At 45.8% G+C, this 23,859-nt stretch carries 21 protein-coding genes; 14 read left to right on the forward strand and 7 right to left on the reverse strand.

The genetic code is table 11. The features are described 5' to 3' along the window. Positions 1–2: 2 nt before the first annotated feature. Positions 3–443: a D-aminoacyl-tRNA deacylase gene (dtd, locus tag AC13CK_RS14205; protein ID WP_425880073.1), complete on the reverse strand. Its 441-nt coding sequence runs from the start codon at positions 441–443 to the stop codon at positions 3–5. 227 nt (positions 444–670) lie between these two features. Between dtd and AC13CK_RS14210 the strand changes: the two genes are divergently transcribed. The 5 genes from AC13CK_RS14210 to asd all read left to right on the forward strand — a co-directional run bounded on the left by AC13CK_RS14210 (position 671) and on the right by asd (position 6,107). After that, positions 671–2,185, forward strand: coding sequence for a catalase (locus tag AC13CK_RS14210; RefSeq protein WP_482831278.1), 1,515 nt, complete (start codon positions 671–673; stop codon positions 2,183–2,185). A gap of 185 nt (positions 2,186–2,370) precedes the next feature. After that, positions 2,371–2,901, forward strand: coding sequence for an ankyrin repeat domain-containing protein (locus tag AC13CK_RS14215; protein WP_425880071.1), 531 nt, complete (start codon positions 2,371–2,373; stop codon positions 2,899–2,901). A gap of 119 nt (positions 2,902–3,020) precedes the next feature. Further along, the gene (gene pncB / locus AC13CK_RS14220) at positions 3,021–4,226 is read left to right on the forward strand and encodes a nicotinate phosphoribosyltransferase (RefSeq protein WP_425880070.1); all 1,206 of its coding nucleotides are present in this window, start codon (positions 3,021–3,023) and stop codon (positions 4,224–4,226) included. Positions 4,227–4,410: 184 nt separating this feature from the next. Beyond that, positions 4,411–5,259, forward strand: a complete 849-nt coding sequence (locus tag AC13CK_RS14225) for a sulfurtransferase (RefSeq protein ID WP_482831276.1) — start codon at positions 4,411–4,413, stop codon at positions 5,257–5,259. Continuing rightward, positions 5,256–6,107, forward strand: coding sequence for an archaetidylserine decarboxylase (gene asd / locus AC13CK_RS14230; protein WP_425880069.1), 852 nt, complete (start codon positions 5,256–5,258; stop codon positions 6,105–6,107). The genes AC13CK_RS14225 and asd overlap by 4 nt, the downstream gene beginning before the upstream one ends. Positions 6,108–6,290: 183 nt before the next feature. Here the strand turns inward: asd and AC13CK_RS14235 are convergent, their stop codons facing one another. Next, a complete protein-coding gene (locus tag AC13CK_RS14235) occupies positions 6,291–6,908 on the reverse strand; it encodes an SPOR domain-containing protein (RefSeq protein ID WP_005245641.1) in 618 nt (205 codons plus the stop codon). Between the two features lie 357 nt (positions 6,909–7,265). Then, positions 7,266–9,056, reverse strand: a complete 1,791-nt coding sequence (gene argS, locus AC13CK_RS14240) for an arginine--tRNA ligase (protein ID WP_004281266.1) — start codon at positions 9,054–9,056, stop codon at positions 7,266–7,268. Between the two features lie 260 nt (positions 9,057–9,316). Between argS and AC13CK_RS14245 the strand changes: the two genes are divergently transcribed. Beyond that, on the forward strand, positions 9,317–9,604 hold the full coding sequence (locus tag AC13CK_RS14245; RefSeq protein WP_004647201.1) for a DUF2798 domain-containing protein: 288 nt from the start codon (positions 9,317–9,319) through the stop codon (positions 9,602–9,604). A gap of 88 nt (positions 9,605–9,692) precedes the next feature. Here the strand turns inward: AC13CK_RS14245 and AC13CK_RS14250 are convergent, their stop codons facing one another. The 3 genes from AC13CK_RS14250 to AC13CK_RS14260 are packed head-to-tail and all read right to left on the reverse strand — an operon-like array spanning position 9,693 to position 12,149. Continuing rightward, positions 9,693–10,994: a DUF445 domain-containing protein gene (locus AC13CK_RS14250; RefSeq protein WP_004281268.1), complete on the reverse strand. Its 1,302-nt coding sequence runs from the start codon at positions 10,992–10,994 to the stop codon at positions 9,693–9,695. An 11-nt stretch (positions 10,995–11,005) separates the two neighbouring features. Continuing rightward, positions 11,006–11,557, reverse strand: a complete 552-nt coding sequence (locus AC13CK_RS14255; protein ID WP_425880068.1) for a CC0125/CC1285 family lipoprotein — start codon at positions 11,555–11,557, stop codon at positions 11,006–11,008. Between the two features lie 52 nt (positions 11,558–11,609). Then, positions 11,610–12,149, reverse strand: a complete 540-nt coding sequence (locus AC13CK_RS14260) for a DUF924 family protein (protein WP_114540923.1) — start codon at positions 12,147–12,149, stop codon at positions 11,610–11,612. A gap of 211 nt (positions 12,150–12,360) precedes the next feature. On the opposite strand from AC13CK_RS14260, the gene gshA reads away from it, so the two are divergent. Further along, complete coding sequence (gene gshA, locus AC13CK_RS14265; protein WP_425880067.1) at positions 12,361–13,938, forward strand: glutamate--cysteine ligase; 1,578 nt, start codon at positions 12,361–12,363, stop codon at positions 13,936–13,938. Between the two features lie 18 nt (positions 13,939–13,956). Then, positions 13,957–14,484: a disulfide bond formation protein B gene (locus AC13CK_RS14270; protein ID WP_004281272.1), complete on the forward strand. Its 528-nt coding sequence runs from the start codon at positions 13,957–13,959 to the stop codon at positions 14,482–14,484. A 52-nt stretch (positions 14,485–14,536) separates the two neighbouring features. Here AC13CK_RS14270 and AC13CK_RS14275 read toward each other — a convergent pair whose 3' ends face one another. After that, positions 14,537–15,868: a PGAP1-like alpha/beta domain-containing protein gene (locus AC13CK_RS14275; RefSeq protein WP_482831277.1), complete on the reverse strand. Its 1,332-nt coding sequence runs from the start codon at positions 15,866–15,868 to the stop codon at positions 14,537–14,539. Between the two features lie 246 nt (positions 15,869–16,114). Here AC13CK_RS14275 and AC13CK_RS14280 point away from each other — a divergent pair, with 246 nt between their 5' ends. The 6 genes from AC13CK_RS14280 to urtD all read left to right on the forward strand — a co-directional run bounded on the left by AC13CK_RS14280 (position 16,115) and on the right by urtD (position 23,849). Beyond that, positions 16,115–16,708, forward strand: coding sequence for a YqiA/YcfP family alpha/beta fold hydrolase (locus AC13CK_RS14280; RefSeq protein ID WP_425880065.1), 594 nt, complete (start codon positions 16,115–16,117; stop codon positions 16,706–16,708). A 1-nt stretch (position 16,709) separates the two neighbouring features. After that, positions 16,710–18,590, forward strand: a complete 1,881-nt coding sequence (gene parE / locus AC13CK_RS14285) for a DNA topoisomerase IV subunit B (RefSeq protein WP_004281275.1) — start codon at positions 16,710–16,712, stop codon at positions 18,588–18,590. Positions 18,591–18,949: 359 nt separating this feature from the next. Then, positions 18,950–20,230 (forward strand): urea ABC transporter substrate-binding protein, encoded by a 1,281-nt coding sequence (gene urtA, locus AC13CK_RS14290; RefSeq protein WP_004729110.1) that lies wholly within the window; start codon positions 18,950–18,952, stop codon positions 20,228–20,230. Between the two features lie 94 nt (positions 20,231–20,324). Continuing rightward, positions 20,325–21,956: an urea ABC transporter permease subunit UrtB gene (urtB, locus tag AC13CK_RS14295; RefSeq protein WP_005250257.1), complete on the forward strand. Its 1,632-nt coding sequence runs from the start codon at positions 20,325–20,327 to the stop codon at positions 21,954–21,956. Between the two features lie 4 nt (positions 21,957–21,960). Next, complete coding sequence (gene urtC / locus AC13CK_RS14300) at positions 21,961–23,034, forward strand: urea ABC transporter permease subunit UrtC (RefSeq protein WP_425880063.1); 1,074 nt, start codon at positions 21,961–21,963, stop codon at positions 23,032–23,034. Next, positions 23,031–23,849, forward strand: a complete 819-nt coding sequence (gene urtD, locus AC13CK_RS14305; protein ID WP_425880062.1) for an urea ABC transporter ATP-binding protein UrtD — start codon at positions 23,031–23,033, stop codon at positions 23,847–23,849. Before urtC ends, urtD begins: the two co-directional genes overlap by 4 nt. Positions 23,850–23,859 lie beyond the last annotated feature (10 nt).

Genomic DNA, 23,859 nt, shown 5'->3' on the forward strand with positions numbered 1-23,859 from the left:
CGTTATTCAACTTCTAAATTAAACGTCACCGGTCCATCATTGACCAGATGGACTTTCATGTCGGCGGCAAAAATACCGGTTTGCATATGTTCAAACTGGCTTTGGGCATATTCTACCAGCTGCTCATAAAGTGCTTTAGCCTCGGCAGGCGGCATAGCTGGGCCAAAGTCTGGACGTAAACCCTTCTGGGTCTGTGCCATCAAGGTAAATTGTGAAACCAGCAATATACCACCGCCAGCCTGGGCAACGTTCCAGCCCATTTTGCCCTGTTCATCATCAAAGAAGCGGTATTTCAATATTTTATCAATCAGCTTTTTGCCTTTTTCCAGATTATCGTCTTTGCCTAAACCTAGAAAAACCAGAATTCCTTTTTCAATTTCCCCAGTGGTTTCACCCTCGACCACGACTTTAGCTTCTAAAACTCTTTGTAATAAGGCACGCATTTTACATATGGACTGCTAATGATAGATGGACGTGATTGTAGCAAAAATAAAATCTGGAGAAGTATGAGATGCTGTTTTTATGAACTTTAAATATCTGAAAATCAATTGATTAATTTTTTTAAATCCATTAAAGCGATTGAATTAATAAAAATAATCTGTTTTATCTATTTATTGTGTTGGCGTATCTTAGCCCATGCAGGAAAGGTAATAAATTGAGAGATTTAGAAATGTTTAAGCGTTCATTACTGTTTGCAATGCTTGCAACTGTCACAGCTACACAAGCTGCTCCTTTAACAAAAGACAATGGCGCGCCAGTCGGTGATAACCAGAACTCGATCACTGCGGGTCCACAAGGTCCAACTTTGCTGCAAGATGTGCAACTGGTTCAAAAACTGCAACGTTTTGGTCGTGAGCGTATTCCTGAACGTGTGGTACATGCGCGTGGTACAGGGGCTTATGGTGAATTCGTTACTACGAAAGATCTGTCTGATTTAACAATTGCTTCTTTATTCAAGGCCGGTACCAAAACTCCAGTTTTTGTGCGTATGTCTACCGTAATTCATGGTAAAGGTTCACCAGAGACTTTACGTGACCCGCACGGTTTCGCAGTGAAGTTCTATACCCAGGAAGGTAACTGGGACTTAGTCGGTAACCAGACGCCAGTCTTCTTTATCCGTGATGCGATCAAATTCCCGGATTTCATCCATGCGATGAAGCCAAGCCCGGTCACCAATGTACAAGATGCCAACCGTGTATTTGACTTCCTGTCTAGCCAGCCTTGGGCAACCAACATGCTGACTTATGTTTATGGCAAGCAAGGTGTCCCAACCAGCTACCGCGAACAGGACGGTTTCGGTGTACATGCCTACAAACTGTATAACGACAAAGGCGAATACAAGTACGTGAAATTCAACTTCCGCTCTAAACAGGGTGTGAAGGGCTTGAACGTCAAAGAAGCGGCTGAACAGCAAGGTAAAGATTTCAACCACTTGACCAATGATCTTTATAACAACATCTATGCAGGTAACTTCCCGAAATGGGACCTGTATATTCAGGTGCTTGATCCTAAAGATCTAAACAGCTTTGATTTTGATCCATTAGATCCAACTAAAATCTGGCCAACCGAGCTGGTTCCAGAAACTAAAGTCGGTACTTTAACCCTGAACCGTATGCCGAAGAACTTCTTCAACGAGACTGAACAGTCGGCATTTGCGCCAGGTAATCTGGTTCCGGGCATCGAGCCATCAGAAGACCGTCTGCTACAAGGCCGCATCTTCTCTTACTCAGATACCCAAATGTACCGTTTAGGCGCGAATCACCAGCAAATTCCGGTGAACCGTCCAGTGGTAAATGTGAACAACAATAATCAGGATGGCTACATGAATATCTCTGAGCGTGACTCGGATGTGAACTATGAGCCAAGCCGTAAAGAGCCAAAAGCTGCCACTGAAAAAGCACGTGCGGTACAAACACCATTATCTGGTCATGTACAGCAAATTGGCGTGAAAGAGCAGAACTTCAAGCAGGCAGGTGAGCTGTACCGTTCATACTCGGCTAAAGAAAAAGATGACCTGATCATGAACCTTGCTGCTGATTTAGGCGCAGTGAAAGATTCAGAAACCAAGCACATCATGTTGTCTTACTTCTATAAGGCAGATGCGGACTACGGTACACGTATGACCAAGGCGGTAAACGGTAACCTGGCGACTGTTAAAGCCAAAGCTGCAAAATTAAAAGACTAATCCCGATTGGTCTTGAGGAACTGGTGACTAGGGCATAGCGCATCACCTCCAAAAAGTCCTGTAATACTCCAAACCTTTCCTGCACCCTAGGGGGAGTTTTACAGGCACTCCGTTTTTTATCTCATCTCAGGATAATTCAGTCTTTCAAGACTTAAATTCCCCTTCGATTTCTGCTGGAGTTCATCATGAAAGTTATGTCATCTATGTTTTTAGCCAGTATTCTCACGATAGGTTCCGCATTCGCAAACGTGACTGTCGCGAAGGAGATCTCCCCCGCTAAAAGCGTGGACAATATTCAGATGAACTCACAACAGGAACTGATCGACCTGTTCTTTGCTGCCGCCAAAATTGGCAATAGCGAAGTTATCAACGAATTTTTAAAACATGGCTTTCCGGTCGATGTACGCAATAAAGACGGTTATACGCCACTGATGATGGCAACGTATTATGGCCATCAAGCGATAGTCAGCAGTTTGCTTAAACATGGTGCCGACCGCTGTGCTCGAGACAATCGAGGCAATACGGCCTTGATGGGGGCTTTATTCAAGATGGAATTTGCGATTGCCAAGCAGTTGCGTCAGGTGGACTGTGATGTCCAGGCGCAAAAAACCGGACAAAAGACCACAGCCGAATTTGCCAAGGTCATTGGCCAGGAAAAACAGCTACAGAAACTGATTCAGGAACAGGAAAAAGCTCAGACCAACACCCAGAAATAAACCGGGTTATGCTTCTGATACTTTTTTCGCAAATACAGCCAGCTGTACGTAAATCCTGCATTATTGCATGACTTTTTATGCTTTAATGCAGAGATAAGCACAGCGATATTCCCTTAGTTATGGCTCCAATTATCCATTCTCTGTTAGATACTGACTTGTACAAATTCACTATGTTACAAGTGGTCTTACACAAGTTTCCGCAAACGCATAGTGTCTACCATTTCCGTTGTCGTAATCTGGAAGATACAGTCTATCCACTGACGGATATTCTGGATGACCTGAATCATCAACTGGACCTGCTGTGTCAGCTAAAATTCAAAGAACATGAACTGCAATATTTAAGAAGCTTACGTTTTATCAAAAGCGACTTTGTCGATTATCTGGAACTGTTCCAGCTCAAGCGCCGTTTCATCAAGGCCAGTATCGACAGTCAAGGCCGTCTGGATATTGTGGTGGAAGGCCCGATGGTTCAGGCGATGATGTTTGAGATATTCGTTCTCGCTATTGTCAATGAACTGTATTTCAGCCGCATTCGCACGCCTGAAGTATTGGCAGAAGGCGAGCGCCGTTTAAAAGCCAAAATCGAGCTGTTAAAACAGTATGACACTGCGCAAAACCCCAATGATCCACCATTCTTGGTGTCAGATTTTGGTACGCGTCGCCGTTACAGTTTCGATTGGCAAAAGCATGTGGTCGAAGAATTTCACAAAGCCGCACCGCATGTGTTCCGTGGGACCAGTAATGTACTGTTAGCCAAAGAGCTGGGCATTACCCCGATTGGTACCATGGCGCATGAATTCCTGCAAGCTTTTCAGGCGCTGGACGTACGTTTACGTAATTTCCAGAAATCTGCACTGGAAAGCTGGGTACAGGAATATCGTGGTGACTTGGGTATTGCCTTGACCGATGTGGTGGGGATGGATGCATTCCTGCGCGACTTTGACCTGTACTTTGCCAAGCTGTTTGATGGCTTGCGTCATGATAGTGGCGACCCTTATGAATGGGGTGACAAGGCCTATGCGCATTATAAAAAGCTGAAAATAGACAGCAAAACCAAGATGCTGACTTTTAGTGATGGCCTGAATCTGGAAAAAGCCTGGAAATTGCATCAGTACTTTAAAGACCGTTTTCAGGTCAGTTTCGGCATTGGCACGAATCTGACCAATGATATGGGGCAAACCCCACTCAATATTGTGCTGAAACTGGTGGAATGTAACCGTCAGTCAGTAGCCAAAATCTCGGATAGTCCGGGCAAAACCATGACCGATAATGATACGTTCCTGGCCTATTTACGTCAGGTTTTTGAGATCAATGAACCTGCCTAAGTCAGTTTGAACAATTCATAATTTTAAACAACCGTGTCTATGCAGATGCGGTTTTTTTATGCAAGAGTATTTAAGACTAGGGTTTAGCTAAAATCTTGCTAATCATCTGCAAAGAAAGCGCATAAGTCTAAAAACCAGCTGTGCTAAGATCAACAGGATTTGACCAATAATAGCCATGATAACGATGACCGCTGCAGCTTTTAATTTTGGCCTGCTGATTGAGGCAGAAGATTTAGTTCCCTATTTGGGCCATGAAAAACTTCGTATTGTCGACCTGAGCCGTGCCTCTGTGTATGAGCAGCTGCATATTCCGCACGCCTTGCATTTAAAGCCTAAACTTCTGGTGCGTCAGGAAGAAACGGCAATGGGACTGTTGCCGGACGCGGAAGGCTTGCAGACTCTCATTGATTATCTGAATATTTCTCCTGAACATCATGTGGTGGCTTATGATGATGAGGGCGGGGCATGGGCAGGGCGTTTGCTCTGGAACCTGCATTGTCTGGGCTTTGAAAATACCAGCTTATTGAATGGTGGGATTCATGCCTGGCTCGGTTCAGGCTTGCCGACTTCTTCCAGTCAGGAACAGTTTGCACCAGTGAAGAACGTGTTGCAGGTCAATCTTGAGCATCAGGCGAATTTTCAGATTGGCTATGATGAACTGCGCCAACAGGTTGAAAATCAACAGGTTCAAATTTGGGATTGCCGTACAGAAGATGAATATACTGGCCTACGTTTAGCGGCTCGACGCGGCGGTCACATTCCGGGAGCACGTCATTTTGAATGGAGTACTGCCCTTAATCGTGAAAATCATTTAAAATTACAGCCTTTACCACGTACTCAGCAGCGTCTGGAACAACTGGGCTTTGATTTGAATCAACCCGTTGTGGTGTACTGCCAGTCCCATCACCGCTCAGGTTTGGCCTATATTCTGGGTCGTTTACTGGGCTGGAAAATTCGAGCCTATGATGGTGCGTGGAGTGAATGGGGCAACCGCCTCGATAGTCCAATCGCTACAGGGGAGCTGCCATCTTGAGCATCACATCACTTTTAAAACAACAGTTTTTTATTAAAGCTCAACGATTAGTACCGCAACATCGCTTGTCTCGGGTGGTGGGTAAAATTGCCGCCAGCGAAAACCCGATTATCAAAACTGCTGCAATTACTGCCTTTAAGGCGCAGTATGGCATTGATATGTCGATTGCTGAACAGGCCAATGCCCTGAAATTCAAGTCATTTAATGAATTTTTTACGCGTGCCCTAAAAGAAGGTATCCGTGCGGTTGATCCAGATGCTACGAGCATTGTTTCGCCTGCAGATGGTGCGATTTCCCAGCTGGGTAAAATTGAAAATGGCGATGTGTTTCAGGCCAAAGGCCAGAAATTTACCGTTGAAGCCCTGATTGCTGATCCGCAACTGGCTGAGCCATTCAAAAATGGTGAATTCGCGACCGTATATTTGTCGCCACGTGATTATCATCGGGTGCATATGCCATTTGCTGGCACCTTGACTGAAACGTTATATGTACCGGGCGAGCTATTCTCGGTCAATCAGGTGACCGCAGAAAATATTCCGGGCCTGTTTGCACGCAATGAACGTATGGTCTGTCTGTTTGATACTGAAATCGGTCGTATGGCGGTGGTATTGGTCGGTGCGATGATTGTAGCGGGTATTGAAACGGTGGCAACCGGCAAAGTGAAGCCTTCAGGACGAATCGAACTTAATCAGCATGATCTGTTCCTGGAAAAAGGGGCAGAACTGGGGCGTTTCTACCTCGGTTCAACGGCAGTGATTTTATTTGAAGAAAATAAAATGCAATGGGATGCCGCGTTCAAGGCCAATTCTTTGGTGAATATGGGTGAAGCGCTGGGGCATACAGTTTAAAGATTTTAGCCTCCCTTTATTAAAGGGAGGTTGGAGGGATTAAATATTTTCTCGTTTAGAATAAATAAAAATCCCCCTCAGTCCCCCTTTAAAAAAGGGGGATTTCCTCTCCTATTAAGGAGACGGTTAGAGAGATCCAAATAAAAAAAGCACCATCAGGCGCTTTTTTTCATTTCTAGAAATTTATCGTTTCACGACGATGGAATCGATACCGCTATTCTGCAAGGTTTGCTGCGCGATAATTGCGGCTTCTGCAGAATCATAAGGGCCTGAAACCACGCGATACCAGACTTTGCCATTTTCTACACTGCGTACCACATCGGCAGATAAACCATTGAGAATAATTTCGGCACGGCGGGCATCGGCTTGATCTGGATCATCAAAGCTGCGAACTTGCAGAATATAACTGGCCGGAGCGGCAACAGGTGCTTCGCTGGCTTCTAAGCCAGGCTCAGTTGTGGTCGCCTCAGGTGTAGCCACTTCAGGTCGAGGTGCTTCTACAATCACTACCGTATCCTGATTTTTGTTTTCAGGGACGGCCTGTTCAGGAATTGGCGTCACTTGTTGCTGTGGCAAGAGATCATAAAAACGGTAATCTTTATTGGTATCTTCTTCTTGGACAGATTCAGCACTTGTTTGAGTTTTCGGTTTAACTGGTTCCCATGGCTTCCAGAGCATCAGTGCCATCAAAAAACTTAACACGATTAAAATGATCACGAGTGTGCCGAGCCAGGTTGGAATAAGTGGCTTTTTAGGCTTATTCGGTCTTTCAGATACACCGCGTTGCGTTTTTCCAAACACTTGGGATTTTCCTCTTATTAATCGGGACATATAGAAAAGGCATAACAGCAGTTATGCCCCTACTATCACTTCATCCTATGTGATCAGGATACAAAAGTCATCCTCTAGATCACAAATCACACAGAATTTTAATTTATCTGTATCTTCAAGCACATAGCTAAAGTTACAAAATGTCTGCTCAGCAGATCAACGGCAATGTTTTGCTTACATGCTCACTTCGAGCATAGCTCTTGTCTTGCATCAATGTAAAAGCAGTGCTTTGACTATTTACCTTCTTGCATCAATGTAAAAGCAGTGCTTTACATTTCTGCTTCGAGCCTAGCTCTCGCCTTGCGAGCATGCAAAACAGTGTTTTGCTTACATGCTCTCAGGAGCTGATACGCCAAGCAGTTCCAGACCGTTACGCAGTACCTGACGCACGTTCACTGATAACAATAAGCGTGCTTGGGTCAATTCAGCATCATCACCGAGTACTTTATTGTCGTTGTACCAGCCGTGGAATAATGCTGCCAGTTCTTTTAGGTAGTTACCGATTTGATGCGGCTCATAGCTGTTTGCAGCACGGACCAGAATTTCTGGATAGGCCGCCAGCTTGGCCAGGATTTCAGTTTCAGCATCAAGCTCCAGCTTAGCCGCTAAATTACGTGCCGCTGTAGCATCAAAGTTAACATTGGTAGAAGCTGCTTTTTCTAACATACGACAGATACGGGCGTGTGCATACTGGATGTAATACACGGCGTTGTCCTTGCTTTGTGACACAGCAAGATCCAGGTCAAAATCAATGTGCTGTTCAGACTTGCGCATCACGTAGTAAAAACGAGCGGCATCATTGCCGACTTCTTTACGCAAATCACGCAAGGTCACGAACTGACCTGAACGAGATGACATTTGTACCATCTCGCCGCCACGCCATAGGCTCACGAACTGAACCAGAAGAACCGTTAATTTTTTCGAGTCATAGCCCAACGCATCAATGGCCGCTTTTACACGTGCGATATAACCGTGGTGATCCGAACCCCAGATATCGATGATATCGGTATAGCCACGTTGTAACTTGTTCAGGTGATAAGCGATGTCAGATGCGAAGTAGGTGGTCTGACCATTACGGCGTTTTACGACACGGTCTTTTTCATCACCGAATGCAGTGGATTTAAACCAGATGTTGCCATCCAGTTCATACAGGAAACCACGCTGGTCTAAAGTCTGTAAGGCTTCTTCAATTTTGTCTGTCAATGATTCTTCGCTGAACCATTGATTGAAGGTTACACCAAACTCGCCGAGGTCATCTTTAATATCATCTAAGATTGCTTTAAGCGCGGCTTGCAAGAATACGCGGTAGCCTGTGCCAATTAACGCTTGTGAATTAAAGATCAAACCATCAATGTGTTTTTCTTTATCACCAGACAATACGACTTTATTGCCATCAGCATCTAATTCGGCTGCAAACTGTACATCTTCAGGCACATCTTTATACACGTCGGCCACAGGACGGACATAAGCATCGCCATCCTGGTCAATAATGCTTTGTGCAATTTCTTTTACGTAGTCACCCTGGTAGGCATTTTTCGGGAATACCAGTTCCTGACCCGTTAATTCTAAGTAGCGCAGATAAGTCGAAGTCGCCAGAATGTCCATTTGACGGCCAGCATCATTGACATAGTATTCGCGATCGACTTTTGCACCGGTCGCTTCAAGCAAGTTCGCAACCGTCATGCCATACGCAGCACCACGACCATGACCTACGTGCAGGCTAGAGGTTGGGTTGGCAGAAACGAATTCAACCTGAATACGTTTATCCGCATTGACCTGGGTACGACCATAAGTCGCCTGTTGTGCCTGGATTTGATCAAGGACTGCAAAGCGCTGGTCAGCATTCAGGAAGAAGTTAATAAAACCAGGACCGGCAATTTCTGCCTTGCTGATATCTGCCACTTCAGGCAGGGCAGCAAGAATTTTTTCCGCTAAATCACGTGGCTTCATACCCGCAGCTTTCGACGCGATCATGGCAATATTCGACGCAAAGTCACCATGGCTTCGGTCTTTGGTACGCGTCAAATTACTTGTATTGTTCCAGTCAGATGGGAGTACGCCTTGTGCCTGTAAAGTGTGCACTGCATGATCGAGAGCTGCTTGTATTGCCGTATTCATAATCAGTCGAAAATAGAGATCGCAGAAAAACAGCAAATATAGCAAATTTCAGGCTGTTTAGGTAAAAGCATTTCTCGGGAATAAAAAGTGGAGGATCACTTCGTCAGAAGTTTTTGACTAAAGAAAGGGAAAATCAACGGATTAATCCCGTGAAAATAAAACCAGTTTTTAGCTCAACATTTCAGATGAAAAAAAACAATGCTTCACCGTACAGAATTTGGCTTATATTAGTCATCTGAAAACAGTAAAAAGAGCATGTCGTGGCTGCATCACAACGTCCGACCATTATCGGTCATATTCCTAAACTCCCTGCAAAATGGGCATTGATTATTGTGCCTTTTATCCTGTCCTGCCTGATGAGTGGCATTATTTCCATGATCAATATGCTGCGTAATCTTGGCTGGATTGATGGATTTATGGCACTCTGGTTTCATAACTGGATGATTTCCTGGGCGATTGCGTTTCCGATTGTAGTGACCTTATTGCCTTTTGTACGTAAATTCACTGGGCTGTTGGTCGATATGTCCGGACCTCAGCCACCCAAATGATCATTTTTTAAATCTTAAATTTGATCTGGCTGGAGTCAATTCTTGAGCATTTTAAAAGTGGGGCTATATGGGGCGAATAGCATCATTTTTAAATTAAATGCTCCACCGCCGCCCGGATGATCCCGAGCACCAGACCGATACAAGCACCGACCACAACTCCATTGACCCGGATCATATGCAGGTCGCCGCCGACTTCATTTTCAATCTTGTCGATCATCTCGCTTGAATCCCATTCGTGAATGCGCTCGCTGATAAAACGAATCACTTTTTCACTATACTGGTCACTCAGGTCAACCGCGATTCCGCTGAGACGTTTATTCAGCAGCTCACGTACCGAGGCATTCGAGATAATATTTTCTCCGACCTGCTGGATGGCAATTCTAAGATTTTCCGCAATCCCCGAATCCGGTTTTTGCAAGTCAGCCTTGATCGCATCACATAAAATCACCACCGCACCGCTGATAAAATTCAGCACTTGTGGGCTATCCAGTAAGGCATCTTTGGTTTCATTCAGACGCTGGCTGGCTTCACTGTCATTATCCGCCAGCTGTAACATCCAGCTATGTCCCATGTTCTCAATTTTGAGTCGCCATGGATGATCTGGATCGGCCAGCATGGCTTCAACGCGCCCGATCACGGAATCAATACTGCGTTGCTGCACATCAATCCCGATCCAGCTGGCGCCTTTGGCCAGTTTCCACACCCCCATTTCCTTAAACAGGTTACGGGTCAGCTCACGGGTTTGTTCAGGATGCGAGGTCATCCAGGCATGCACCACATCCAGTCCACGCTGTAGCACATCCTGATGGAAATCATTGTCCAGAACGGCATGCAGCATTTCGCTGGCTAGGGTATTGATCTGGGTATTTTTGACCCATTGCACGCTGTTGCTCTGGATAAATCCGGCAATCTGTTCCTGTCCCACAAATTCAAAAATTTTAGGCACCGTCTGTTGAATGACCTGAGTCACTTGGGCATTGTTTTGTGGATTGGCCAGCCAGCGTCCTGCAGCCAGACTCAGGTCGGTACTGTCCAGACTGCGCTGTACAATTTGCGGAGAAAGAAAATTTTCCTGCACAAAACGGCCCATCGACTCTGCAATACGGGCCTTGTTACGTGGAATGATTTCGGTATGGTCACGTAAAAACTTGGGAATAGGCAATCTGCCAAAAGGGTTACGAAACAGTACGGTAATCGCATACCAATCCGCCAGACCACCGACCACACCCGCTTCTGCCGAGAGCATCAGAATATGAATGAGCCAGACATATTCGGGTAGCAGTTTGGCTGCAACCATCAATGCCAACCAGATCAGTACGGCGACCACCAGGGCGATGGTCGCGAAACGTTTACTGCGTTGTAAGCTCGGGGAGATACGCTCTGTCTGCATAGATCATCCTGTCAGGAGGGATTGGCCGGTTGCGGTTGCAGCACTGCACCGGATGGACTTAAACCATATTTAGCCCCAAGTGACTGTAAAATCAAGCGGGCATCAAAGGCATCTTGAGGCGCCTGATTGGCCTTGAAGCATTCAATGGTATAAGCCACCTGGGCAGGATCCAGAGTCACGGTATAAGGACGGTCATAGAATGGGTTTGGCCAGAATCCCGGATATCGGCGGTAATACCCGTAAGGATAAAAGCTTGGCGCCGGATAGACGATGGCTTGCCGTGGAGGTTGCTGGGTGCGGTTACTTGGATCATTCAGTACTCTGAAGAATTGAAAACCATTTTGTACGGTAGTCTGTGCGGCTTTGAGCAGGGTAATTTCTTCAGCTGTGCCAAAGCTCATATTGGGACGGGCCTGAAAGCTGATACGGTAAGTGTTGCTGTTGAGGGGAGTGGTACTGTAGCGACCTAACTGATCAAATGTTAAGGGCTTTGAGGGTGTGGTTGCACAGCCAGTCAGGCTGATGGCAGCAATCATACTCAATCCCAGTAGCATGTTTTTCATGTTCGATCTCCTGATGCAATGATCCAGTCCAGACAGCCGGTCTTAAAAAATCTTAAAAACTGCTATCGGGCTGGGTCAGGAAAGTAAGTTCTTCATCGGTCGAGTCACGACCCAGAATCTGGTTTCGGTGCGGGTAACGTCCAAAGCGGTCAATAATGACCTTGTGCTTTTTCTCGAATTCCAGATTGGTCGGATTGCCCAGACGCTGAAACAGTTTTAAGGCGAATTCATGAATCAGTTTGGATTCGCTGTGCATAAATGGCATATACAGAAAGGCACGCTGTTCCGGACTGAGCTGTTGATCCAGGTTCAGGCTGATGGCTTCCTGAGCCAAGGCCAGTGCCAGACTGTCTTGGGCGAAAGCTTGGGGAGAATCACGGAATAAATTTCGTGAAAATTGATCTAGCACAATAATTTCGGCCAGCCGGCCTTCTGCGGTTTTACGCCAGCCCCAAAGTTCAGCCTGGGCTGCCTGCTGATGGGTGCTCATGAACTGCTGCGCAATACTTTGGTCGAATTCATGACTTTGGCTAAACCATAAGGGCTGGCTGTCCGCATGAAACCAAAAGTCTAAAATATCTTGATAATTCATAATATTTACAATTCATTAGCATCTATTTGTTAATAAAATCACAAATTTTCCATGTCTTATAGAGGAAGTTTGTGTTAAAAATTTGCCAAATTAAAAATCAATGGTTTGCCTGAAAACTAGGCAGCCTGTCATATGCCGGCACGAAATCACGTTATACTGATTAAACCGATGATTTTAATTTAATAATTTAGCCCCCTTAAGCGAGATTGTAATGAGTCAACCTGAATCGACTTCCCAAAATGTGTTACCGACCTGGGTCGAGTCGTCACTCATCAAAGGCATGTTGCGTGGTATCGAGCGTGAAAGCTTACGTATGCAAAGTGATGGTTTCCTGTCACAGGCAGCGCATCCTCGTGCCTTGGGTTCAGCCTTGACTCATCCACATATCACCACGGACTATTCTGAAGCATTGATGGAGTTTATTACTCCGCCACAGGACAGTATTAAAAAAGCGCTGGACTATCTCAGCGATATTCATGCGATTGTCCATCGTCATCTGGAAAATGATGAAAAGCTCTGGCCTTTGTCGATGCCGTGTATGCTGGACAGCCGCGATGACAGTATTCCGCTGGCACAGTATGGCAGCTCGAATATCGGTTTATTTAAAACCTTGTATCGTCATGGTCTAGGTGTGCGTTATGGCCGCCGTATGCAGACGATTTCAGGTGTGCATTACAACCTGTCTTTCCCGGATCATCTGTTCGAGGCCTTGCAACAGCAGGAACAGGACGAGGCGCTGCAAGCATTGAGCTTGCAGGATTATCGCAGTCATCGCTATATGGGCCTGATCCGTAACTTTATTCGTCTGACCCCACTGGTGATGTTCCTGATCGGGGCCAGTCCGGCGGTCTGCCAGTGCTTTATGACTGGCCGTGATCATTTCTTGCTGCCATTGGTCAAAGGCACCTTGTATTCGCCTTATGCGACTGCGCTACGTATGGGACGTTTTGGCTATCAAAACTCTGCACAGAAACAGCTCGGTATTCACTACAATAATTTGCAGGACTATCTGGACGGACTGCAAAAAGCGGTCAAAACGCCCTATAAACCGTTTAGTCGTTTGGGATTAGATGATTCCAATGGCCAGCCGATCCAGATCAATGATCATGTGTTGCAAATCGAAAATGAATATTACAGCTTAGTGCGCCCGAAACAGGTGCCACTCGCGGGTGAAACCCCGTCACAGGCACTGGAAAATCGTGGGATTGCCTATGTCGAGCTGCGCGCAGTCGATGTCAATCCATACAGCCCGATTGGCATTAATGAAGATACGGCCGGTTTCCTTGAAGTGGTAGCCTTGTACTGTTTATTGCAAGATAGTCCGGCACTACTCAGTGATGAACAGGATATTATTGAGCAGAATCAGGCCGAAGTAGTGAACCGTGGCCGTGCGCCAAATGCCGCAATTATGGAAAATGGCCAGTCTTATCCGATTGAGGATTGGTGTGCCATACATTTGCAGCGCATGCATCCCTTGGCCAAGCTGTTAAATTCGGCCTATGACAGTACTCTCTATACCGATGCATTAAAAACCATGATGATCCGGGTCGATGAAGTCGATGCCACCTTGTCTGCCTTGGTGGTGGGTGATACGCGTGAACAGGGCGGGATGTGGCATTTTGGCCAACATCTGGCACAGCAGCACAGCAGTGTCTATGAAGAACATCAGCTCAGTCCGGAAACACTGGCTTATTTTGAAGAAATGTCACAAAAGTCATTGCAGCAGCAACAGCAACTCGAGCAAGATAGCAGCATCAGTTTTGCTGATTATTTAGCCCAATATCGATAAAAAATAAGGGGATTCACCATGCAATGGGGTTATCGCTTCGTGAGTGGTATGTTGTTTCTGGCTGCTGTCATCGGCATGGCATTTGCCTTATATCTTGAGCATGTACAAGGTCTGGCGCCTTGTCCGCTCTGTGTGTTTCAGCGTGTCGGATTAATCGGACTCGGGATCATCTCACTGATCGCATTCCTGCATAATCCCGCATCTAATCTCATGAAGCGGCTATATGCCTTGCTGGGTTCGCTCAGTATTTTGTGGTCTGTGGGCGTGGCTGCGCGTCATGTCTGGTTACAGAACCTGCCCCCGGATCAGGTGCCGAGCTGTGGTCCCGGTCTGGAATACTGGCTGGAAACCCTGCCGATGCAGTCTGTACTGCAACAGGTCTTAAATGGTTCAGGGGAATGTGCCGCGATTGACTGGACCTTCTTGGGTCAATCCTTGCCTGTCTGGTCTTTGATCTTCTTTAGTATTTTATTGCTGATTAGCCTGTGGCAACTACTGCGTAAATATAAAAAGGCACCGGTTAAACGACTCAGAGATAAATACTAATCAAGTTCCTATTAAAAAGCCCTCAATGGAGGGCTTTTTAATGTACGGAGAGTTAAGTCAGGGCAATACCTTCCAGACTGTCCAGATCCGTCATATATTCACGAATCTGATCAAAGGCCTCATCTTCTACACTTGGATAGAACCAGCGCGCCACCTGTTCCGCCACCAGTGGATGATATTGAATTTCAAAATGGTTCAGGCCATAAAAAATCGCCTTGTGTGCATCCGGGACTTTGAGCTGGAAACGCGGATTGGGATGCTCGCCCAAAGCACTTTTAATACTCACCAGATAATCACCAATCACATGCAGGGTCTTGTTCTTGCGGTTTTCAAACTCGATGGTGCCGGCGACCAGATAGGTGTCGATATGAGAGGGAATCGGGGCAGGTTTACGGTGATCATCCATAAAGCCGATCCGAAGTGGATTATGCTCCCAGTCATCATCCCGGACGCTGCCATGGCGCAAATCCAGAATACCGTTACTGCGAATATTGACCAGATGGCCAAGCAGCCGGATCAGTGGAAAATGTCCAAGTTTGTCCTGCAAGCTAAAGCCAAAACGTTCCAGTACTGCACCATGATGCGGTGAACCCAGACAGACCAGATTTTCCACCATATTGACCCAGCTATAGACATTCTGCTTGCCATAAAACAGCGCACTACGAGAGACCAGACCACCCATGCTATGCCCGATCAGGTCAATACTGGTAATTCTCGGATTGCGAGCAATCAGATCCTGTAAGGTATTCGCCAGACTTCGACCATTGGCAGAAATCCGGCGTCCAGTATTGTAATTCAGATAGAGCATGGTATTGCGGTCACGCTGCGCCAGTAATTTTGCCCCAATGCCCTCATATTTGCGATTTGACCAGTCTAAATGGTTCATGCATAAGCCATGTACAAACAAAGTAATACGACCGCTTAGCTCACCTTTTTGCAGCGAGCCATAATAGTCATAGATCACCATCGGCAAGGCCAGAGGATTCTGATATTTCAGCAGATAATCCCCGATAATGCCATTTAAGACACTGACCAGGAAATGCAAGGAAGGTGTCAGCGGTTTATTATGCAGTTTAGGAAAGCGTTCAATAATCTGGCGCAAAGCAGGGGCAATCAGGGTATTGCCGTAATGAAACAGCATGTCATAAGACATTTGATAGAGCCGCACGATTGAAGGAATATTCTGAATTTTTTCTGAATTATTTTCACTTAAACCGAAAATACTCATTAAAATTTCGCGTTGAATACTCTTGATCAGCTCCTGGATCACATCGTTAAAGCGCATCGTTACCAGCTGCGCCAGACCTTCCAGTACATCGGCCTGACTCGGCGGGGTTCGATCCCATCGACAATAGGTTTCATGTAACGGTGTCAAACTTGGCATCTGATCCTGTCCTTTCAATGAGCCGCATGTGGTGCCATCTTTCTTTTTAAAGAACTTCGCGGTATAAATTCTTTTTCTTGTTGAGTTTCCTGATTTTGAGGGCCTCAGCTTAAAATAACGAGAATGAGAGAAGATTTTGAGCTTTTTTGTCAGACAATTTAAGCAATTAACTGGTCTTATAACGTAGTGTACTTCACATTATTTAAATTAAATTTTGATGATTGATGGGTTTTTTGTTGGTAGTTCATGAATATCATTTATTTGCATGGTTTTAAGAGTAATTCGAACTCGATCAAGGGGAAATTGCTGCAACATTACTGTGCAAAGTATCCTGAAATTCAGGTACATTTACCCGATTTAAACATGTCACCGAACGCTGCCATTGCGTATGTTTCTGGCCTGATTGAATCGATGCATGATGTGGCGTTACTGGGCAGCAGTCTCGGCGGATTTTATGCGACACATCTGGTCGCACAGCATGCTGTGCCTGCTGTACTGATCAATCCGGCAATGCGACCATGGCAACTGTTTCTTGAACTATTTGATGAGCAACTGCCTTATCAGGTTCATCCGAAATGGTGTCTGGATGAAGCAGATCTGGTACAACTCCAGCAATTGGCCCTGCCTGTTGCACAAGATGCAGACAAAATACTGGTTCTGCTGCAACAAGGTGATGAAGTTTTGGATTATCGTGAAGCACATCGTTATTATAGTGCTGCGCATCCCCCTGCAATACTGATGACTGAAGCGCATGGCAGTCACGGGATGGATGATTTTGCGGAAAAAATTCCGTTCGTCTTACAGTTTTTATTGGACTGCATAAAAAAGGAAACCGAATAACGTGTCTCAATATACGGCTCAATCTCTTGAAGTTTTATCTGGTCTGGATCCGGTCCGTCGTCGTCCGGGCATGTATACCGATACTTCTCGTCCCAACCATTTGGCACAGGAAGTGATTGATAATGCTGTCGATGAGGCACTGGCAGGACATGCCAACAAGATTACCGTCACGGTCTATAAAGATGGTTCTTTATCAGTCGAAGACAATGGCCGTGGGATGCCGGTGGATATTCACCCTGAATACGGCCAGAGCGGTATTGAAATTATCATGACCAAACTGCATGCCGGCGGTAAGTTCAGCACCGATAACTACCAGTTTTCCGGTGGTTTGCATGGCGTCGGGATTTCAGTGGTCAATGCGCTTTCGACCCGGGTAGAGGTTGAAGTTCAGCGTCAGGGCAATCTGTATAAAATGGCCTTTGAAAATGGCGAACCGGTTGCACCGCTTGAAGTGCTGGCAGGTAAGGCACCGAAACGGGTATCAGGAACTACGGTACAATTCTGGCCTGAAGCCAAATATTTTGATTCGCCTAAATTTGCCTTAAAAGCGTTAAAACATAATCTCAAAGCCAAAGCTGTTTTGGCGGCGGGTTTACAGATCAATTATGTTGATCAGATCAATGATGAAAAGATTACCTGGCAGTTTGAAAATGGTCTGGTTGATTATTTGATGGACGAGCTGGAAGACCGTGAAATTATTCCGGCACCGGCGTTTGTTGCCACAGGCGATGCGGAACGTGCCAGCGCAGAATTTGCAATTTGCTGGAATGTCGAAGGGGGTGAAAGCGTCCAGGAATCTTATGTCAACCTGATTCCGACCGCACAAGGCGGAACGCATGTGAATGGTCTGCGTTCAGGCGTCACCGATGCGATGCGTGAATTCTGTGAACTGCGTAATTTGCTGCCGCGGAATATGAAACTCTCTGCCGAAGATGTCTGGGACGGCGTCAATTATATCCTGTCGCTGAAATTTCAGGAGCCGCAATTCTCAGGTCAGACTAAAGAACGTCTATCGAGCCGTGAAGCAGCTGGAATTGTGCAGAATATTGCCAAAGATGCCTTTGCATTATGGTTGAACCAGAATTCTGACATCGCCATGCAACTGGCAGAAATGGCCATTTCCAAAGCCGGTCGCCGTCTCAAAGCAGCGAAAAAAGTAGAACGTAAGAAAATTGTCGCGGGTCCAACCTTGCCGGGGAAACTGTCGGACTGTGTAGGCCATGATCTGGATCAGTCAGAACTGTTTATTGTGGAAGGGGATTCTGCGGGTGGTTCGGCCAAGCAGGCGCGTGATAAGAACTTCCAGGCGATTATGCCAATTCGTGGAAAAATCCTGAATACTTGGGAAGTCTCTTCTGACGAAGTTCTAGCATCGCAGGAAGTACACAATATTGCGATTGCCATTGGCGTTGATCCGGGTTCGGATGACTTGTCTGAACTGCGTTATGGCAAGGTCTGTATCCTGGCGGATGCCGACTCGGATGGTTTGCATATCGCGACTTTGCTGTGTGCCTTGTTTGTAAAGCATTTTCCTACACTGGTCGAGGAAGGGCATTTATTTGTAGCGATGCCGCCATTATTCCGTATTGATGACAATAAAGATGTGCACTACGCTTTGGATGAAGATGAGCTGAATAGCATCCTGAAAAAATGCAAAACCAAGAATCCGCAAATCACCCGATTCAAGGGTCTGGGCGAGATGAATGCCAGTCAGTTACGTGAAACCACGCTTGATCCAAACACGCGTCGTCTGGTGCAACTGGATCTGGATGATGCTCATCATACCGCAGGGTTACTGGATAAACTTTTGGCGAAAAAGCGTGCCAGTGACCGCAAAGACTGGTTGGAGCAAAAAGGTAATCTGGCAGATTTGGTGGTTTAAACTATCGAATTTAAGCAGTAAAAAATCCCGCAAGCGCGGGATTTTTTGTTTTAAAACAGTGCAAAAAATATTCAAGGTGCTGCACTTTATTTGTACATCATCTTCTATCTTAGTTTTGGCATATTTTGATTGGTCTTTATGCAACTTATTTAAAGTTGAGTCTGAGTTCTACATTGCAATAGGGCTTTAAGTCTTTTTAGTATGACTAAATACATGATTCATAATACAAATAATGAGATCAGTTAAAGTGAATTTTTTTATTTTTTGAAGCCTTGGCACAGAAATTGAATCACTCCATCCAGATGTACAACAAGACAAGCATGAAAAATGCACCATTATAAAGTTTGGAGAAAAATCTGATGTTCCAACGCAATTTATTTTCAAAAAGTATTTTAGCCGCAACCATGGCAGGGGCTGTTGCATTAACGGGGTGTTCAAAATCTGCTGAAAAAGCAGAAGCCCCGGGCGCAGAAAGCAAAGTCGCAGACAGCGGCGACACGATTAAAGTCGGGATCCTGCATTCATTGTCAGGCACGATGGCAATTTCTGAGACCTCACTGAAAGATACGGCCTTAATGGCGATTAAGGAAATCAATGATAATGGTGGGGTACTGGGTAAAAAACTGGAACCTGTGGTGGTCGATCCAGCATCTGACTGGCCACTGTTTGCAGAGCAAGCACGTCAGCTGATTACCCAAGACAAAGTCGCGGTAATTTTCGGTGCATGGACGTCGGTGTCACGTAAATCTGTCTTACCAGTGGTTGAAGAGCTGAATGGCTTATTGTTCTATCCCGTACAGTACGAAGGCCAGGAACAATCCAAAAATATTTTTTATACTGGTGCTGCGCCTAACCAGCAAGCCATTCCAGCCGTGGAATACTTGATGAGTGAAGAGGGCGGTAAAGCGGAGCGTTTTGTTCTGCTCGGTACAGACTATGTTTACCCACGTACCACCAACCAGATTTTACGTGCTTTTTTAAAGTCTAAAGGCGTGGCTGATGCGGACATCATGGAAGAGTACACGCCATTTGGTCATAGCAACTATCAAACCATTGTCGGCAATGTGAAAAAATTCGCAGCTGGTAAAAAGACTGCGGTGATCTCGACCATCAATGGCGACTCGAATGTGCCGTTCTATCGTGAATTGGGTAATCAGGGCATTAAAGCCTCTGATATTCCCGTCATGGCGTTCTCGGTGGGTGAAGAAGAACTGCGTGGTATTGACACCAAGCCATTGGTCGGTCATTTGGCGTCATGGAACTATTTCATGTCAGTGAAGAATCCGGTCAATACAGAATTTACCAACAAAATGAAGCAGTATGCAGTGGAATTCAAACTGCCGAATGCAGACAAGCTCGTGACCAATGACCCAATGGAAGCAACTTATGTCGGGATTAACATGTGGAAGCAAGCCGTTGAAAAAGCAGGTTCTACAGAGGTCGATAAAGTCCGTGAAGCGATGGCAGGTCAGGAATTCAAAGCCCCATCGGGCTATACCTTAAAAATGGATGCGACGAATCACCACTTACACAAGCCAGTCATGATTGGTCAGATTCGTGGCGATGGACAGTTTGATGTGGTCTATAAAACGCCACAAGCCATCCAGGCACAGCCTTGGAGCCCGTACATTCCGAAATAACAGCTATCTTTTGCCTGCCACAGCCGTGGCAGGTGTCCTCTGATTTTTTTCTTACTCTCCACGGAAAATTTCCAATGGAATAGGGGTGAATATAATGAATATTCGCGTGAATATCGCCGCTATTTTTCTGGTATTTGTACAGGTTATTTGTGTACAACTGGTATCAGCAGAACAATCCTCAAATAGCACTGCATTGACTGCAGCAATACAACAAGATGCAATCCAGCAATTTGTGCAAGGTGATTTTGCCCAGCGCCGTGCTTTACTGAAGCAATGGCCGGGCAGTATTGAGCAGTTAGATCAGCTTGCAGAATATGTTGAAAACGAGCAGCTTTATAGTGGGGCTAATGGTCAAACCTATATTTTAGAATCGGACGAAAAATTACTCAGCTATCCGAGTCTAGGCATCGTTGCAGATTGGCCGAGTGACTTATCACAAGTGACTTTGGTGAATACCTTGCGTAAAGCGCTCAACTTTGGTTTGGCACAAAGAAAACTCAAATCTGAAGATGCTTCCGAGCGTTTAGAAGCGATTGATATTTATGAAAGCAACTTGGCAGAGCTGAATGTTGCTCACATCAATGCCCTGTATTTGAACGAACAAAATAACAAAGTCAAAGCCCGTTTGGCCCAGCTTAAAGCGCGTCTGGATTATCAAGATGCAGATGTCTTAGTTAAAATTCAAGCGGCGAAAGCCTTGCAAGACTCCAATCGTCCCGATGTCTTGGCGATGATCGACAATGAGCTGACACAGCCGAATATCCATTCTGAGCTGAAAGCGGCTTTGCTTGAAGCGAAAAGCAGTATTAAAACCCGGATTCAAGCCAGTGAATGGACTGGGCATTTATTTTCAGGGCTGAGTACTGCGAGTATTTTACTGCTTGCAGCACTCGGTTTAGCCATTACTTATGGTTTGCTCGGTGTCATCAATATGGCGCATGGTGAGCTCATTATGATTGGCGCCTATACTACTTATGTGGTGCAAAGTCTGTTTAAAAGCTATTTGGGTAGCTATGTCGAGTGGTACTTAATCGCCGCGATTCCTGCGGCATTCTTGGTGAGTGGACTGATCGGTATGTTGATTGAACGTACCGTGATTCGTCCATTATACGGTCGTCAACTTGAAACCTTGCTTGCAACCTTTGGGGTCAGCCTGATTTTGATGCAATTGGTACGCATGACTTTTGGTGCGCAAAATGTCGAAGTGTCGAATATTTCGTGGCTATCAGGCGGGATCTCCATTACCCCAAGTTTAATGCTGCCGTATAACCGTATTGCGATTATTGTCTTCACCATTGCAGTGCTTTTGTTGTTGGTTTACCTACTGAATAAAACCCGTTTTGGTTTGTTTGTACGTGCGGTGACGCAAAACCGTCAAATGGCGCGAGCAGTCGGTATTCGTTCAAGCCGTATCGACATGATGGCCTTTGGTTTAGGTTCAGGTTTGGCCGGTTTAGCGGGCTGTGCTTTGGCACAAGTGGGTAACGTCGGGCCGGATTTAGGGCAAAACTACATTATTGATGCCTTCTTGGTGGTGGTTGTCGGTGGTGTAGGTCAGGTGTGGGGTGCAGTCCTTGCAGCGCTTGGTCTAGGTATTAGTGGTACCGCCTTGGAAATTGGCATTGGTGCGGTACTGGCAAAAATTGTTCTCTTGGTGCTTGTGATTTTGTTTATTCAAAAACGTCCACAAGGTTTGTTTGCCATCAAAGGCCGTTTTGTGGAGTAAGCACATGAAGATTACACAATTATTATCCGACAAACCGCATAGTGGCATTGCGATTGCCGTATGCTTTGCCATTTTATTGGCATTGCCATGGTTACACCTGTTACCTGCCGATTCAACCCTGCATTTATCTGCGTATTGGGTCACCTTGATTGGCAAAATCATGTGTTTGGCTCTGGTCGCTTTGGCACTGGATTTAGTTTGGGGCTATGCCGGCATTTTAAGTTTGGGGCATGGTTTGTACTTTGCCCTTGGCGGTTATGCCTTTGGCATGTACCTGATGCGCCAGTCTGCAGGGGATGGTATTCCTGACTTTATGCGCTTCCTGAGTTGGACGGAAGTGCCATGGTTTTGGGTGGGGACTGAATACTTCCTTTGGTCACTTGCCCTTGTGGTGTTAGTACCGGGCATCATTGCCTTTATTTTTGGTTTCTTTGCTTTTCGCTCGAAAATTAAGGGCGTGTATTTCTCGATTATTACCCAAGCTATGACTTTTGCTGCTGCATTACTTTTCTTCCGTAATGAAACCGGCTTTGGTGGCAACAACGGCTTTACCGGTTTTAAAACTATTTTAGGTATGGACATTACCTCGGCATCGATGCGGGCAAGTTTGTGCTTTATCACCGCTTTGGTATTGTTGCTGTGCTTTATTGGTTTACGTCATTTGATGAATAAACCGTATGGCCGTGTACTCGGTGCAATTCGTGACAGCGAAAACCGTCTGCAATATTTGGGCTACCGTACCTTGTGGTACAAGCTCTCGGCATGGGTGCTATCTGCGGTGATTGCAGGCATTGCAGGGGCACTGTATGTGCCACAAGCCGGCATTATTAACCCAAGTGAAATGAACCCGGTGAACTCGATTGAAATGGCGGTGTGGGTGGCAGCGGGTGGTCGTGGCACGCTGATTGGTCCATTGATTGGGGCAGGCTTAATCAATGGAGTAAAAACCTATTTTACTTCGGCTTATCCTGAAGCATGGCTGTTGATTTTGGGTACGTTATTTATTGTAGTGACCATCTTCCTGCCAAAAGGCATTATTGGTCTGTTTGACCGTTTTAAAAAGGAGCGTAGCGAATGAGCGAAATCCTACAACCGCATGGTGGTCATGCTTCTGAAGGCTATGGTCGTCCAAAAGAACAAGGCGCAGACTTTACTCACGGCATAGCGCTATATCTGGAAAAAGTAAGCGTCTGGTTTGATGCTTTTCGTGCCTTAAATGATTTGTCGCTCTACATTGAAGAAGGGGAATTACGCTGCATCATCGGGCCGAACGGGGCAGGTAAAACCACCCTCATGGATGTGATTACCGGTAAAACGCGACCAACCGAAGGCACAGCATTTTTTGGGCAAAACTACGATTTAGCCAAAATGAGCACTGAACAAATTGCCGAAGCAGGCATTGGGCGTAAGTTCCAAAAACCGACGGTGTTTGAAAATTTCACCGTCATGGAAAATCTGCTTCTAGCAGCACCCAAAGACAAACGTGTGAAAAAAAGCCTCTTTAGCAAGCTTGATCCGGATGCACAAAATGCCTTGGATGAATCCCTCACTCAAATTCGTCTGCAAGAGTTCATTAATAAACCTGCTGGCTTGCTGTCACATGGTCAAAAGCAATGGTTAGAAATCGGTATGTTGCTGATGCAACGTCCAAAACTGATTTTGCTTGATGAACCTGTAGCAGGCATGACCGATGCCGAAACCGAACGCACGGCGGAGCTGTGTTTAGAACTCAAGAAAAATCACACCCTCGTTGTGGTCGAGCATGACATGAGCTTCATTGACACCATTAGTGAAAAAGTCACGGTACTGGCGCAAGGGGCAATTTTGGCAGAAGGCACATTGGCAGAAGTACAAGCCAATGAAGATGTCATTGAAAAGTATTTAGGGCGTTAAGGAGCTTGCG

This window comes from Acinetobacter sp. L-24, from assembly GCF_056857555.1.

What these genes read in the sequence shown, in the direction of transcription:
- dtd (WP_425880073.1), bottom strand. Translation starts at nt 443, where the DNA reads ATGCGTGCCTTATTACAAAGAGTTTTAGAAGCTAAAGTCGTGGTCGAG.
- AC13CK_RS14210 (WP_482831278.1), top strand. Translation starts at nt 671, where the DNA reads ATGTTTAAGCGTTCATTACTGTTTGCAATGCTTGCAACTGTCACAGCT.
- AC13CK_RS14215 (WP_425880071.1), top strand. Translation starts at nt 2,371, where the DNA reads ATGAAAGTTATGTCATCTATGTTTTTAGCCAGTATTCTCACGATAGGT.
- pncB (WP_425880070.1), top strand. Translation starts at nt 3,021, where the DNA reads ATGGCTCCAATTATCCATTCTCTGTTAGATACTGACTTGTACAAATTC.
- AC13CK_RS14225 (WP_482831276.1), top strand. Translation starts at nt 4,411, where the DNA reads ATGACCGCTGCAGCTTTTAATTTTGGCCTGCTGATTGAGGCAGAAGAT.
- argS (WP_004281266.1), bottom strand. Translation starts at nt 9,056, where the DNA reads ATGAATACGGCAATACAAGCAGCTCTCGATCATGCAGTGCACACTTTA.
- AC13CK_RS14250 (WP_004281268.1), bottom strand. Translation starts at nt 10,994, where the DNA reads ATGCAGACAGAGCGTATCTCCCCGAGCTTACAACGCAGTAAACGTTTC.
- AC13CK_RS14255 (WP_425880068.1), bottom strand. Translation starts at nt 11,557, where the DNA reads ATGAAAAACATGCTACTGGGATTGAGTATGATTGCTGCCATCAGCCTG.
- AC13CK_RS14260 (WP_114540923.1), bottom strand. Translation starts at nt 12,149, where the DNA reads ATGAATTATCAAGATATTTTAGACTTTTGGTTTCATGCGGACAGCCAG.
- gshA (WP_425880067.1), top strand. Translation starts at nt 12,361, where the DNA reads ATGAGTCAACCTGAATCGACTTCCCAAAATGTGTTACCGACCTGGGTC.
- AC13CK_RS14270 (WP_004281272.1), top strand. Translation starts at nt 13,957, where the DNA reads ATGCAATGGGGTTATCGCTTCGTGAGTGGTATGTTGTTTCTGGCTGCT.
- AC13CK_RS14275 (WP_482831277.1), bottom strand. Translation starts at nt 15,868, where the DNA reads ATGCCAAGTTTGACACCGTTACATGAAACCTATTGTCGATGGGATCGA.
- AC13CK_RS14280 (WP_425880065.1), top strand. Translation starts at nt 16,115, where the DNA reads ATGAATATCATTTATTTGCATGGTTTTAAGAGTAATTCGAACTCGATC.
- urtA (WP_004729110.1), top strand. Translation starts at nt 18,950, where the DNA reads ATGTTCCAACGCAATTTATTTTCAAAAAGTATTTTAGCCGCAACCATG.
- urtB (WP_005250257.1), top strand. Translation starts at nt 20,325, where the DNA reads ATGAATATTCGCGTGAATATCGCCGCTATTTTTCTGGTATTTGTACAG.
- urtC (WP_425880063.1), top strand. Translation starts at nt 21,961, where the DNA reads ATGAAGATTACACAATTATTATCCGACAAACCGCATAGTGGCATTGCG.
- urtD (WP_425880062.1), top strand. Translation starts at nt 23,031, where the DNA reads ATGAGCGAAATCCTACAACCGCATGGTGGTCATGCTTCTGAAGGCTAT.